The organism is Clostridium sp. KLE 1755 (assembly GCF_000466465.2).
Taxonomy (GTDB): domain Bacteria; phylum Bacillota; class Clostridia; order Lachnospirales; family Lachnospiraceae; genus Eisenbergiella; species Eisenbergiella porci.
Window position 1 is genome coordinate 32,230 of sequence record NZ_KE992781.1, and the last position, 14,231, is coordinate 46,460.

The following is a 14,231-nucleotide window of genomic DNA, read 5'->3' on the forward strand; positions in this document are numbered from 1 at the left end:
GGTAAAAAATTTCATTTCCCGGAAATAATTCAACAGGAATTTTAAGCTCCTCCGCCTTTTTCTGCAGGAGTTCTGTCCGCTTCGCAATCCCTTCCGGAGTAACACATTTCCTGTCCGCCTTCTGATGGGGCGTCAATATCATTTTCCGGATGCCTTCGTCCGCCGCAATCCGCAGCATATCCAGCGCCATTTCCATCGATTCTGCCCCGTCATCCACCATAGGCAGTACATGGCAATGAATATCTATGAATCCGGGGACATCCTTTGATTCAAGAACTTTTTTCACTCTATTCATATTTTTTGAACCATAGATATCTTTCAATTCATCCATATCTGCTGTCTCATCCTGCCTTAGTCCTTTTTCCTGTTTTATTAATTCTGCACAAGCCTGGGCCTTACTGCCTAAGCACTGCTATATTTCCACCGCTATATTTCTTTTTACCTGTGAAAAAAACGTATGTAATCACTTCTGATACCTGTCGCAATCCCCTGGTGTCTCTTCCTCTTTTAGCCCCACATCACTGCACGCAATCAAAAAAGTCCGCAGTACCTTCGCCGCATACATCCGTTCCCGCTTCGACACATTATTCAGCAGCTGATACACCGCTTCCGTTTCTTCTGTCCGGCTTACATCCTTTTCTGCCCCCGCCTGGTTTTCTTCTTTCCCAAGTATCAGATAATCCAAAGACATATGATAAAGCCTGGAAATTGCGATCATCGTTTCCACCGACATCCCGCAGTTCCCTCTCTCAATATCCGCATAATAAGTAGGCACCCTGCCCAGCTTTTCCGCAGCTTCCTTCATGGTAATTCCCAACTGCCTGCGCTTTTCCCGGATCCGTATGCCTGCTGCTTTTCTGTCGTACGTATCTTTTTCCATTGTTTCCCACCTTCCGACATTCCCTGTTCTGGTGTAAAATCTTTACTATCCGGGCCGCTTTTTGCTTTCCGGTATTGTTTCCCGGCTCTTTTCTCAGGGAACAAACAATAAAAACAGAATCTGTTATGTGTTTTCGCTAAATTTAAACTTTTGCGAAACATAATCCATAAAAGCAGCATTTGTCTACATTTTAGTTGTATGGTTGACCATTTTTTTGACGGCTCAGAAATTAAAATCACCTTCCTAAGCCGTCGCAATATGCGCCCTGCTTAGCCACCGCAATGTGTGCGCTCTAAGCCGCCGCATTATGCCCCTGCTAAGCCACCGCAATGTGTGCGCTCTAAGCCGCCATAATATGCGCTCTGCCAAGCGTCGCAATATACGCTCTAAGCCACCGCCATCCGATACCCGGCCATCAGCTGTTTTTTCCTCTCCATATCCGAATGCACATAGATCCTCATCGTCGTACTCACATTGGAATGCCCCAGTATTTCACTTAATGATTTCATATCAAATCCCTGCATAATACAGTTCGTGGCAAAAATATGCCGCAGCATATGGAAATTAAAAGCAGGAATTCCCAGTTCCTTCAATATCCTCTGAAACCGGTACTGAAGGGTTCTCGGTTCCGTATATTCCTTCTTTTTTCCCGGCATAACATACTCTTCCTTTACACCGCTCATTTTTTCCAGCAGCTTCAGCAGATGCTCCGGCAAAGGGATTTCCCTGTTGGAATTCCGTGATTTTGGTCCGGCCACCACCACCTTTGTCCCGGTTCTGGTTACCGGTTTTCCTTCAGCCCACACCGTTTCAAAGGTTCGTATCCTCTGCATCGTCTTACGGATTGCCAGTGTCCCTTTTTCAAACTGAATATCCTTCCATTGCAGTGCGCACAGCTCCCCAATCCGTATCCCGCTGCATCCGGACAATAATATTCCCAGGCAGGTATGATCTCCATGCTCCGCTTCCTTCAGCAAATACGCCTCCAGCCTTCGAATACTGCCTTCTTCAGGCGCATGGGAGGCGGCCGGCGGCGGCCCCTTTTTTACAACAAAACAAGATGAGGGAAGCTCCGGCAGTCTGCAATGATATTTTTCCTCCAGCACCCTGAAAATCTGTCCGAATAAAATATGTATCTGGTGCAGATATCCTTCTGACAGGCAGCTTCCGTCCCCCCGTACTCTGTATTTTTCAAAATATCTCTTATACAGCTCCCCATCCAGCGCCGCCACCGGAGTTGTCCCTAGTTCTGGTAAAATATGTTTTTCCGCAATCGAACGGTAAGTCGCCAGGGTGGATTCCTTCCATCCGCCTTTGCGTTCCTCCATCCATAAATCCACGGCTTCCCTCACTGTTATCCCTGCAGGCAGCCTTCCGCCAGCTTTTTTTCCTGCCAGCTGCTCTCCCTTTTTTGCAAAAAGTTTTTCCTTAACCTCTCTGTAAGACTTCCCATAAACGGAAATATATCCTGCCTTTCCGCCGGACAGCCGCCCGGTCCGGCAGCGCCCTTCCCAGCGCCCGTCCTTCCTTTTATATATATTTTCCCCTTTTCTTGCCATAGCTACCTCCATCATCCTGACGAATAAATTGACGGTTTATAAATTAACTGCACCTATGGCAGAGTAAACAGACACTGCGATGTATTAAATAACGAATAAAACAATACGCCATAGGAACCTTGTGTTACTTGTTTCCAGAAACCTTCCGACAAAAAATGACATTTCAGTATTATTTTTTACGCATTAATTGACAAAATACAAAACTTGTCTTACAATAAATTCCAGTGTCGAGTTAAGAATTACCATAAAATGTCAGTTTAAAACATATAATGATTTTCGCATAAGTTTAAATTTTGCGAAATAATAATACGGAAAATCGGAGCCATTTCCCACGGGATATTCCGGTATAAACAAAAAGCAGATGCCATAACAGCACCTGCTTTTTTCAATAAATATGGATGTTCTCAGCATTTCCGTCATCTGAAAGCCCTGATACCTAATCCTAAGAACCGGTAAAATTGTTAACTTGACAAAAAAAGATCCCACCAGACCAGTGGAATCTTTTTTGCCAGGATCAATATATGCTTTCCTACGCCAATAATGTTGAAAATGTATGTTTAAAACTGACCAGAAATAAATTATTTTCCTGAAAATGATTTTCTGGAAAAAAGTATTATAAGATTCGTGTCTGCTGCTTGAGCCACAAATATGAATGCTCAATTAGCAGACACGAATGAAACATCAGTGCAAAAGGGAAAACTTGCAGCAAAAGTACAGCACCTGCTGCTGGTTTACTCTCCTGTTACCCTCTCTTAATCTTCACCATCATAGCCTCATAAGGCCGAAGGCTTCCGTCAGGTTTGCTGTCCGGGTAATTGGAAATCAGCACTTCTCCGCCGTTCCATTCCTCAGGCAGAGTCCGCGTCTGCGGCGTATCGCCGAAATTGCAGTATACCAGCAGCTTTTCCAGCTCATTGGTCCTTGTATAGGCGAAAATATTTTCATCTTCTTCCATCAGCGGCTCATACCAGCCGTCAATCAGGACTGCTTCCTGTTTTCTCAAAGCGATCAGCTTCTGATAATAATGGAATATGGAATCCTGGTTTACCAGCGCCTCCTGTGCGTTGATTAATGTATAATTGGGATTGCATCTAATCCAGGGCGTTCCTTCGGTAAAGCCTGCGTTTGCGCTCTCATCCCACTGCATGGGAGTCCTGGCGTTGTCCCTTCCCTTGGCATAAATGGAACGCATAATCTCCTGTTCCTCATACCCTTTTTCCATACGTTCCTTATACATATTCAGCAGCTCGATATCCCGGTATTCCTCAATGTCAAATCTGACGTTTGTCATACCCAGCTCTTCGCCCTGATAAATATAGGGGGTTCCCTGCATGCCATGGATCATGGTTGCCAGCATTTTGGCGGATTCCACGCGGTATTTTTCATCATTTCCGAAGTGGGATACCGCGCGGGGAAGGTCGTGGTTATCCAGGAAAAGGCTGTTCCATCCCTTCTGATACAGCGCCTGCTGCCATTTGGTAAATACTTTTTTGAATTTCACAAAGGGGAACGGCGCCAGATCCCATTTTTCCTTCCCGGGCTGCTGATCCAGGACCATGTGTTCAAACTGGAATACCATGGAGAGCTCCGAACCGTCCGGGTTGCTGTAAAGAAACGCTCTTTCCGGCGTAGCGGACCAGGCCTCTCCCACGGTCACCAAATCGGCCCGCTGGAAGGTATGGCTGCTCATTTCCCGGATAAACGGATGAAGCATGGGGCCTTCCGCCATGACACAGTTGTCTGTATCCTTGCCGATGAGATCGATAACGTCCAGACGGAAGCCGCCTACGCCGCGGTCTATCCACCAGTTAATCATATCATAAACTGCCTGACGCAGCTTCGGGTTTTCCCAGTTCAGGTCCGGCTGTTTTACGGAGAACTGGTGAAGATAATACTGGCCGCATTCCGGTACCCATTCCCAGGCAGGCCCGCAGAAGGCGGATTTCAAATCGTTGGGATATTCCCCCTCCACGCCGTCACGCCAGACATAAAAATCGTGATAAGGATTCTCCCTGCTTTTCTTTGCCTCCAGGAACCAGGGATGCTCGTCAGAGCTGTGGTTCAATACCAGATCCATGATGATGCGGATTCCTCTCTTTTTGCCCTCCGCAATCAGCTCGTCCATGTCAGCCAGATTTCCGAAAATAGGATCAATATCCTGGTAATCGGAAATGTCATAGCCATTGTCGTCCTGAGGGGAGCGGAATACGGGAGACAGCCAGATAGCGTCAATGCCAAGCTCCTGCAGATAGGGAAGCTTCCGGATAATTCCCTGGAGATCGCCGATGCCGTCTGCGTTGCTGTCGTAAAAGCTTCTGGGATAAATCTGATAAATAACCGCCTTCTGCCACCACTTTGTCTGCTCTTTTTCCATAATTATTTCCATCCTTTCCGTCATGCTGCATAAGGCAGCATAAACAATCCATTTTGACTGATACTATATTCATCACGAAAGCTGTGTAAAAACAATATCCACGCCGCCGCTTTTTCTAAGAAAAGCTTAGTTGGTTTTGTCTGGTTATTCAATAAGTGTTGTGAAAAACCAATTTTCTGCACAAAAAAACAGCCTGATATCGGGCAGGATGCACAACATCAGGCTGTTTACTATAAATAATGATACCTGTAAGGGTATTGAAACGGTTACTCTTATGGCAAGGACAGCGGCAAATCCGGAATCACAGCTCTTGTGCTTTCCCTCACAATCAGTTCCGTAGGGAGGGCGAGCGAACGCACGGGGGTTTCTTCCCCCCTGATCCGTTTCATGAGAAGGCTTACCGCCTGTCTGCCCTTCTCCTCCGGCAGCTGGCGTACTGTGGTGAGCGCCGGCCGGGAAAGCCTGGCATAGATGTTGTCATCAAAGCCTGTTACGGAAATATCCTCCGGCACTCTCAGCCCCTTGGAATAAAATATGGTGATGGCTTCATTTGCATAATAATCGGAGACAAAAAAAGCAGCGCTGTAGCGTTTCCCGGATTTCCTCACGAACTGCCGCAGCACCTCGTGGCGCATTGTTTTGTTTTCAGGAAGATAATAAAAATCATCCCGGCAAAAAGACAGGCCAAAGCCCAGCAATGCGTCCTGAAAGCCGCGCAGACGTTCACCATTGCTTGCCAAAGGCTGTTCCTGATCACAGAAAAAAGCAATGGAACGGTGCCCCAGGCGGAGCAGATAGGAGGTCAGTTCAAAGGCACCCTCGTAGTCCTGCAGTCCGATATTGTCATATTCTTCACTGTCCGCAAAGCAGGAATCAATAAAAACCATGGGTTTTCCGGTCTTTTTCGCAAGCCTTGCGCACTCCTCCGGCTTCCAGCCAAGAACTATCGCGCCGTCGATATTCCAGGGGGCGCACAGACGGAGCATGTCCTCTTCCGTTTCCGGTACGTCATAAACGATATATCTTCCCTGTTCCTTTGCCGCTTTCTGGATGGCACCCAGAAGCTCTCCGCAGAAAGGATCAGTAAGGACGTTGCAGTATCCTCCCATGCAAAAGCCCACTGCGATCATATTTTCCCCCGACGATGCGCCGCTGCTTTTTCCTGCTGTCTCATAATGGTTTTCCCAGAGCGCTTCTTCGATTTTCCGCCTGGTTTCCAGGGACATTTTCCCGGTGCGTCCGTTTATTACATTGGATACAGTGGTTGGGCTTACGCCGAGTTCTTCTGCAATCTGTTTAATGGTGGTCATAGCCGGCTCCTCTATTTCAACTTTCTCTCACTGCCCGGAACTTTTTTTAGCATATAACTGTTCTGCAGCTTCCTGGCTACATCAGTATATTCTATTTTTCCACGAAAAACAATCCGTCCCTTTCAGAAGTATCCCGTGTATCTTTTCAGTCCCTCACAGTTATTTCAAATCATCCGCCGCCTTAAGCCAGATGCCGCTTTCCCTGAATTCCTCCAATACCTGAAGCACTCTGCCGGCCCAGTCCCCTTTTTCCCATTTTCCGGGAGAAATCATCAGTTCATTGTCCACGTACTCCAGAAAACAATCTCTGATCACAGCCGCATTTTTTCTTTCCTGGGAACTGCCTTTAAGCTTCTTGGGAAGCCAGTATAATCCGCGGGATTTCATATAATGGGCCTGGCTGTAAACATTCGGCCCAATAGCCATATAATCCTCCTGGGATATGCGGAAAACCACCTGATCCAGGGAATAGCTTTGCCGGGAGTTTCCTGACTCTTCTGCTAATTCGAACATGCGGGCAGCCAGAAGCTTTCCGAAGGACAGCTTTTCGTAACTGCCAGTTTCTTCACAGTTAGCATCTTTATAGCTGTCAGCCGCCGTATAGTCGCTTTCTTTTTCATGGGTGTCACCTTTTTCCAGGCGCTCCCTTCCTTTTGCATTCTCTTTTGCTTGCCCACTCTGTCCATCCGCTCTCATCTGTGCCACAGTCTGGCCGGCTGGTTCCGTTTGTTCCCGAAATACAATTTGACCCTGCTCATTCAGCCTCACTTCAGAGAGGGGATAAGCTTTTTCCCGGATTACCCGGATTCCCTTATCATCACACTTTTTTATGTAAAGAAGGCTGTTTTTGCAGTCAATGCTTAAAAGCAGCGGCTGCTGTGTGCTGATCTGGTATTCCGCCGTTGTCAGCCGCTCCTGCCCGCCGGGGCGGCAGGGTGTGAACCATATAGGCAGGATTCCCATTTCCTTCATGCAGTCCATCTTGTTTTCCAGCTGCGTATGCTTCACAAAATCGGAAACATAATTCAGGGCAATTTTAATTTCCTGCTTAATTTCTTGTTTCTTATCCTGCGTATGCACCATGATCTGGCTGCGCAGGCTTCCACGGAGAGGCTCATATTGCAGGATTGTCGCATCGGGAAAGCTCAGGGAGGCGAAATAAAGCATGGCATCGCGCATACGGCGGTTCCGTTCTCCCTGCTCTTTGTTGGTCAGCACACATTCACTGCCGGTATAGTGGCTGAAATAGGGCTGTCTGATATTTCAGGCGTTCAATATCAGCGGCTCCCCGCACTCCGGGCAGATAAATTTGCGGTTTTGGCTTTCTGTTCTCATTTTCAGGCGCAGCTCCTGAATGTAGTTTCCGTTCCGATCCTTCAAAGAAGATGCTTTCCATAAGGAATCCTGATAAATGGCTTCTTCACACTCGTACATACTCGGCCTCTTTTCTCACGCTGTGGGAATTTGATTTATGGGATATTTAAGGAATATCATATCACATCTGCTCAGGGGCAGACAGTATTTACCGGAAAATACACTGTATAGCATTCCCTGCCGATATTTTTAATCGGAAGCAGGCGGAAATTCTCCTGCTGTCCCACCGTACGGAAGCCTTCCTTCCAGGCCTCCCATTCCCGCTCGTGATCCGGTGCAAGGAAGGATTCCGGCCGGTTCCGGTTTCCGTAAAGCATATGCGCATGCTCTGTCAGCCCGGCAAGCAGCACAGGCCCGTCAAGAAAGGCGACAGTGTCAGGTTCATCCGCCAGAGGCCAGCAGGTCAGCCCCTTAGGCAGTTCCAGGATGAGCTGCTGCGTACCGCTCCACAGCCGGGTTATCTGAAGGTATCCGTTTCCTTCCGGGGAAAATATCTTTTTGCCCTGAGAAGAATTCTCGCCCTGATTCTCGCCCTGAAAGGAAACAACCGCCCTATCCTTTAACCACCAGGGAAGCCGCAGTCGCAGGGTAAATGCCGTTGGCTCCGGCGCGGATGCCGTAATCTGTATTCTCCGGAAAGCGGGCCGGCTCATGATTTCTCCGGCAATATGATGATACCGCAGATAATTCCCTCCCAAATCGCAGTCCTCCATACGGAGGAGAATCTTTTTCCCGTCAATTTCAGCCTCTGTTTCAGAAGGGATGAACTGTTCGGCCGAAATCACTGCCCCGGACTGGTACCAGATCCATTCCCGGTATCTGGCATTTGCCTGTACGGCCGTACAGTGGCAGCACCAGAAATCTTCCGTTTTTCTTCCCCATTTTTTGACGGAGCCGGGCGCCAGAGGCAGATAATAACAGACAATGCCGGAATCGGGAATATGGGGCTCCAGCGCGCCGTCCAGGGCCCTGGCCTCCCAAAAGCCCTGGGCAAGCAGGCCGTTGACGAGGTTGAGTTCTATGTAATCCTGGTATTTTTTCTCACCGGTCCAGCGGTACAGATAATCTGCGAGCCGTATCATATTGTAGACGACGCAGTGCTCCTGGTTCATATCAGAGAGCCGGGCGGCCTGTTTTCCCGGAGGGGCCCAGGTCTCCGCATCGGTCTGCCCTCCTGTGGCAAAGGGCATCCTGTCGTCCACCGCCAGCCTCCAGTAGCTTTCGACAATCCTTAAGTACCGTTCCTCTCCTGTCACCTCATAGGCTCTGGCGCATCCGTGGATTTCCGGTATGGTGGCGTTGGCGTGCATGTTGGTCAGAATATCCCTTCCTTCTAAGAGAGGGCCGGTAAGACGGGGGCGTTCATATTTACGCATCAGCTCCAGGTGCTGTCTACTGCGGGTAATGCCATAAAGATCCGCCCATAGCTCCATGAGCCCGCCCGTTTCCTCCAGATCCATCATATCATCCATGGTCTCTCTGCTGATATCCGCGGCAAAACGGGAGAACCAGGCCGCGCAGCCCTCCAGAATCTGTAGCGCATGCCGGTTATCCGCATACTGATACATATCCAGAAGCCCCATCATGACCTTATGGCATACGTACTGCGGCGCCCAGAAATGGCGTCCCTGCTTTAACCCCTGAAGATATTTTTCAGGAATCGGGAAGGCCCACTCGCCACCGTTTGCTTCCTGGCAACGCCCGATTTCAGCCACGATATAATCCGCCTTTGCTTTCAGGCGGATATCGCCGGTTTCCTGGTAAAGTCTGGCGGCTGCGCTCAGCCAATGGCCGGTGAAGGTGCCTCTGATTTGGCTGAGAGGGCTGTCCCACCCTCCGTGCAGCCAGGGCTCCGGGCGGTAGTTCAGCCTGCCGTTCAGCCCCGCTTCCGTATAATAGGAAAATAAAAGGTTTTCCTCCTTCAGTTCCATCAGATAAGCCAGATCCCGATCCCTTTTCAGGCGGTATTCGGAGGGCAGCAGCCTTGTCTGTCTGATAAGTGCATTCAGTTGCATAATAACTCCTTCCGCCGCACCTGGCCGCGGCTTCTGATAGGAATAAGGAAGGCCTGCGGCACTGGTGTAGCTTTTTTGTAGTTGTTGTTCCAATAGGATATAAAATTGCTGGAGCTTGCCAAAACGGTTCCTTAGCGCACCGGCATTTGCTAAAATAAGGACAGGCGGTGCTTTCCGCTTGACACACAGATATGTTTATGTCTGTATAAAAATAAGGGAGGTATTTCTTATGGCAATGGAACAGACGAATCACCCGGGCGGACCCGCTGCCCAGGCGTGTCAAATGTTCGTGAATCCGGTCCTGGACGGCTGCGCGGATCCGGATGTAATTTTTTATGAGGGGAAGTATTACCTTTATGCTACCAATACGGATATGAAGGATGCTTCCGAAATGGGCTTCAAGGTTTACACCTCCGAGGATCTGGTTCACTGGACGGACGCCGGCATGGCGCTGAAGGCCTGCGATTCCTGGGGCGAAAAGCAGTTCTGGGCGCCGGACATTGTATATGTGGACGGAATCTTTTATCTGTCTTATTCTGTAGAGGAGCATCTTTGCATCGCCACCAGCCGCTCCCCTCTGGGGCCCTTCGTACAGGAGGTAAAAAAGCCGCTGCATGAAGATATTAAAGAAATCGACAGCCATTTTTTCCAGGACGGGGACGGCGCCTGGTATCTTTATTTTGTCCGCTTTTTTGACTCCAATCAAATCTGGGGCGCGCGTTTGGCCGATGATATGATGAGTATCCGGGAAGAGACTCTGACCCGTCTGCTGGTGCCCGACACGCCCTGGGAATGCAAACAGTGGCCGGTAAATGAAGCGCCTTACATGATCAGGCACAAGGGCCTGTATTACCTGACCTATTCCGGCAGCCACTGCCTGTCCGACTATGGCTCCGGCTATGCGGTTTCCGATTCCCCCCTGGGCCATTATGAAAAATATGAAAAAAATCCGATACTGCGCTCCAACGACAAAGTACACGGCGTCGGCCATCACTGCATTACCTGGTCGCCGGACAATAAGGAAATGTTCATCATTTACCATCAGCATTATGACCTGACCCGCATGAGCCCCCGCCGTCTCTGCGTAGATCGCATCCACTTTGAAGCGCAGGAAAACGGTCCTGATATCCTTGTGGCAGAAGGCCCTACCACGGAACCTCAGCCCTGTTTTTTTCAGCAGGAACAGTGAAGAAAAAAGCAACCGTTGCCCGTACAGGGAAGGAACCCTTATATAAGAAAGGATGATCTAATCATGCCGGAAGAGAACAAACAGCAATCAAAGCGGCTGCGGGTGGCCGTTATCGGCGCGGGCGGCTGGGGCTATCAGCATGCCAGAGCCTTTTGGAGCAGAAAGGACACACAGCTGGCGGCCATTGTGGGCCGTACAGCCCAAAGGACACAGGAAAGGGCCGATGCCTTTCAGGTCCCCTGGTATCTTGATATCAGGGAAATGCTGGAGAAGGAAAAGCCTGATTTCGTATCGGTATGCCTGCCTGCGCAGCATACCTTTGAAGCCACAATGACCGTAATTGAGGCCGGCATTCCGCTGATGTCGGAGAAGCCGCTTGCCTACCGGCTGGAGGAAGCGAGGGAACTGACGGCCAGGGCGGAAGAAAAAAAGCTGTTCTATGCCATTGATTTTAACCAGCGCTACAGCATTCCCTGTCTGAAAGCAAAGCAGGATATTGATGCAGGGCGGCTGGGAAGGCCGGTTTTTGCACACTGGCGTTTCGGCCACGGGTGGGATACGCAGCTTCTGGATCATCCCTATCTGAATCTCATTGAGGCCCAGTGCCACGGGCTGGATCTGCTTGAGCATCTGTGCGGCCCCATACGTTCCTGTATGGCGGAGATGACCGATAACGGCGGGCGGAACAGCTATTCCAGCTTTACGCTTTCCCTGCGGTTTGAAAACGGCGCTGTGGGTTCCTTCCTGGCAACCCTGGATGCCAATGAGCACAACCGGCTTTCCCAGCTGATTGAAATCGGCGGCACGGACGGCAGAATACTGATCGAAGACAATGTACGCTCCTATACCTTCCAGGCTACGGACAGCGAAATGGCGGAAACCTGGCAGGCAGGCTTCTTTGAAGACGGGCTGCGCAGCTTCGGGCACAATCTGGACAGGCACCTGGATGCGCTTATCCCGGCGCTGCTTGCCGGGCAGGAACCGCCTGTTCCCGCCAGACGGGGGCTGCGGGCGCTGGAGCTTGCATATGCGGTAATCGAGTCTTTCCAGACCGGACGCCGTATAGAAGTGAAGGCGGATTAATCCGCCTTCAGCTCCAGACTTTTTTCTATTCTTACTTTTTCTGTAAATGAAATCCTGTCCTTCTCCCGGGTAAATTTCTGTTCTTTTCCATCGCAAGATACCTTAGCTATGTTCCCCTCTGTCCCGGTTACAAACTGCTTCAGGAAAAGGCTGCCCCGGATAATTTCCAGGATGATGGAACCGTCGCTTTGATAGCGCACCCTGCCCCAGCCGCTTCCGGCGGACCAGAAGCTGGTGAAGCTATCGTCTGCGCAGCGGCGTCTCGGCCGGAAGCCAAGAATTCCCTGATCCAGGTCACAAGTAAAGCCGCTGTAGGAAAGCAGAAGCGCATAGCTGGCCATGGAACGGGCATAATAGCTTCCGCATTCGATCTCACACCAGGGGTTCCTGTTATCTCCCCGGTACTTCTCTCTTACCGCCTTAACAATGGTTTCACCCTGCTCCAGCATCCCTTCCCAGATCATATGCGACGCTGCCTGATACTGCATGCCGTCCATGCACTCCTGGGCATAGGTGAGCGGAATCGCAGGCTTCAGCGACCCCTCCGGCCATTCGCACATGATTACGCCGCCCTCTTCGTCAATGGCAAAAATACGCCAGGGATTATAGATTTCCCCCAAGGCAGGTTTGTAATTATAGTGGAAAATGGCATCCAGGGCACAGCGCGCCTTATCCTGTTCGAAAATCTCCGGCAGCCCGCACAGGTTTCCATGCCACTGGGCAAGCACCTGGTCAATGCCGCAGCCGTCAGCGATCTGGTACTTTATCTGCCCCTTTTCCCCGTTCCAGTAGTCGTCCTGCGCCTGGAAGCGCTCCACGACAGAGCGGTCGCATACGTCAACTTTCTGATAGAAATATTCTCCGTTAAAAAGCTCGCCGTTCAGGTATTCTTTCGCTTTGGCGGCCAGCTCCCGGTATTCCTCCTCCGCTTCCCTGTCTGCTAAAACGGCAGCCATTTCAGCGGCGGCGCTCAGCGCGCCGGCGTAAAAGCCCTGGAGCCAGGCGTTAGGGCCGAAAAGCTCCATATCCAGCGTGTGATGCTGCCGTCCGTCCAGATATCCCTTTTTTCCCCGATCCCAGGCATCCGGGTTCTCTTCCGACCATGCATAGGCAAGAGCCTTTTTCACGGACTCCCATTTGGAGGCCAGCCATTCCCTGTCGCCACTGATTTTATAATCCCTGTAGGTAAGCATAATACTGCCAAGCTGGCCGTCCGCACAGGAGTGGAACCATTTGCCCGTACTGCCGACAGGCAGTCTGAGCCTGAATTCAATGCCACCGTCCGCCCGCTGGCTGTACCTGAATTCCAGATCCCTGATGCTGCGCGCCAGCGCCGGGAAAAGAAAAGGCAGCGCATAGGCATAATTCCATACATGGGTGCAGGTCCCCTCACAGCTTCCCACATTGTCAAAGCAGCCTTCCCAGCCATAGAAGGAACCGTCCTCCAGGCGGAGGCAGGTGGGCGAACGCAGAATCGCCAGGTTGGCTGTAACCGCATCCAGAGCCTCTTCAGGTATGGTGGTCTCGTACATGGCGTCCATAAACGTCAGGGTTTCCCCAAGCAGCCGCTGTCTGTTATGCAGCGCATAGGAAGCGCTTGCCCAGGAGTCCTCAAAAAGAACGGCGTAGTAATTCTTCCAGGGCGTCCGGTCACATACATCATAATGAATATTGGAGGTGCTGATATCCAGGCCGCTCCAGTAGTTGTTGCAGTTAGGCACGTTCCAGGTCAGCACGTAATGGAATTCCTGTATTTCTCCCGGCGCAGTCTCCTTAGAGATACAGAGCATGCCCGTATCCTTGTAATCCTTTTTCCCGTTTTCATAACGGCGGTTTTCAAGAGGCTTTGCCGAGGCAAATTCCCGCCAGTAGGTTTCCACATGATCCCGCCAGTTCCCACGGAACCAGTATTCCTGACAGGCAGCCTCCGAATCTGCGGCAAGCGTAAAATCACTGTAGGAAACATCCCCTTTATCGATCTCTTCCGTGGTGAAATGGATTCCGCGGATGCCGTTTCCTTCCCGGAAGCGGTTGCGGGTAAAGCTGCTTTGGCACGGATTTGTTATGATTCCCGCCGTGGTATAGGTAATGGGGCGATCTGTGGTATTCTCCACCAGAATGTCTGCAAACAGCGCCGGAATGCTGGAATCCCTGTCATTGAGAGGGATGAACGGATTATAGTAACGCACGGTAACCCTTCCAGGGAATCTCTCATCCAGGAAGGAAAGCTCCGCCATAGGGTATTTCCCCTCAAATACCAGCTCCCGGAAATGCGGCATGCCGAGCATGGTTCTTTCGTCCACCTGTCCCAGATAGGGCTTTGCCAGATCCGAAACCAGTACCCTGGCATCCAGCAGCTCATCACCCGCCTGCGCTTTCACGGCAAAATGGCTGTATCCGTTTCTCGTTCCCATGGCGGGGCGGTTATAAACCTGCCAGTCGATCAG

At 50.5% G+C, this 14,231-nt stretch carries 11 protein-coding genes; 2 read left to right on the top strand and 9 right to left on the bottom strand.

The genetic code is table 11. The features are described 5' to 3' along the window. The 8 genes from HMPREF1548_RS30185 to HMPREF1548_RS27525 all read right to left on the bottom strand — a co-directional run. Positions 1-331, bottom strand: a 331-nt coding sequence (locus tag HMPREF1548_RS30185) for a CpsB/CapC family capsule biosynthesis tyrosine phosphatase (protein WP_021640138.1), incomplete at its 3' end; no start/stop codon positions are given. Positions 332-463: 132 nt separating this feature from the next. After that, complete coding sequence (locus HMPREF1548_RS27500) at positions 464-880, bottom strand: helix-turn-helix domain-containing protein (RefSeq protein WP_051358499.1); 417 nt, start codon at positions 878-880, stop codon at positions 464-466. A gap of 386 nt (positions 881-1,266) precedes the next feature. Beyond that, entirely contained in the window at positions 1,267-2,439 is a 1,173-nt protein-coding gene (locus tag HMPREF1548_RS27505) for a tyrosine-type recombinase/integrase (protein ID WP_051358500.1), read from the bottom strand. A 742-nt stretch (positions 2,440-3,181) separates the two neighbouring features. Next, entirely contained in the window at positions 3,182-4,813 is a 1,632-nt protein-coding gene (locus tag HMPREF1548_RS27510) for an alpha-glucosidase (protein WP_035324315.1), read from the bottom strand. A 272-nt stretch (positions 4,814-5,085) separates the two neighbouring features. Next, the gene (locus tag HMPREF1548_RS27515; protein ID WP_021640145.1) at positions 5,086-6,123 is read right to left on the bottom strand and encodes a LacI family DNA-binding transcriptional regulator; all 1,038 of its coding nucleotides are present in this window, start codon (positions 6,121-6,123) and stop codon (positions 5,086-5,088) included. A gap of 159 nt (positions 6,124-6,282) precedes the next feature. Beyond that, entirely contained in the window at positions 6,283-7,341 is a 1,059-nt protein-coding gene (locus HMPREF1548_RS27520) for a hypothetical protein (RefSeq protein ID WP_035324316.1), read from the bottom strand. 45 nt (positions 7,342-7,386) lie between these two features. Then, positions 7,387-7,557, bottom strand: coding sequence for a hypothetical protein (locus HMPREF1548_RS29740; protein WP_157065742.1), 171 nt, complete (start codon positions 7,555-7,557; stop codon positions 7,387-7,389). A gap of 71 nt (positions 7,558-7,628) precedes the next feature. Further along, entirely contained in the window at positions 7,629-9,512 is a 1,884-nt protein-coding gene (locus tag HMPREF1548_RS27525) for a beta-L-arabinofuranosidase domain-containing protein (RefSeq protein ID WP_051358501.1), read from the bottom strand. 229 nt (positions 9,513-9,741) lie between these two features. On the opposite strand from HMPREF1548_RS27525, the gene HMPREF1548_RS27530 reads away from it, so the two are divergent. Both HMPREF1548_RS27530 and HMPREF1548_RS27535 read left to right on the top strand, forming a co-directional pair. Then, the gene (locus HMPREF1548_RS27530; RefSeq protein ID WP_021640149.1) at positions 9,742-10,701 is read left to right on the top strand and encodes a glycoside hydrolase family 43 protein; all 960 of its coding nucleotides are present in this window, start codon (positions 9,742-9,744) and stop codon (positions 10,699-10,701) included. A 63-nt stretch (positions 10,702-10,764) separates the two neighbouring features. Continuing rightward, positions 10,765-11,784 (top strand): Gfo/Idh/MocA family protein, encoded by a 1,020-nt coding sequence (locus HMPREF1548_RS27535; protein WP_021640150.1) that lies wholly within the window; start codon positions 10,765-10,767, stop codon positions 11,782-11,784. Here HMPREF1548_RS27535 and HMPREF1548_RS27540 read toward each other — a convergent pair. After that, positions 11,781-14,231 (bottom strand): GH116 family glycosyl hydrolase (locus HMPREF1548_RS27540; protein ID WP_035324318.1); only part of this gene is annotated, 2,451 nt, incomplete at its 5' end. The genes HMPREF1548_RS27535 and HMPREF1548_RS27540 overlap by 4 nt on opposite strands.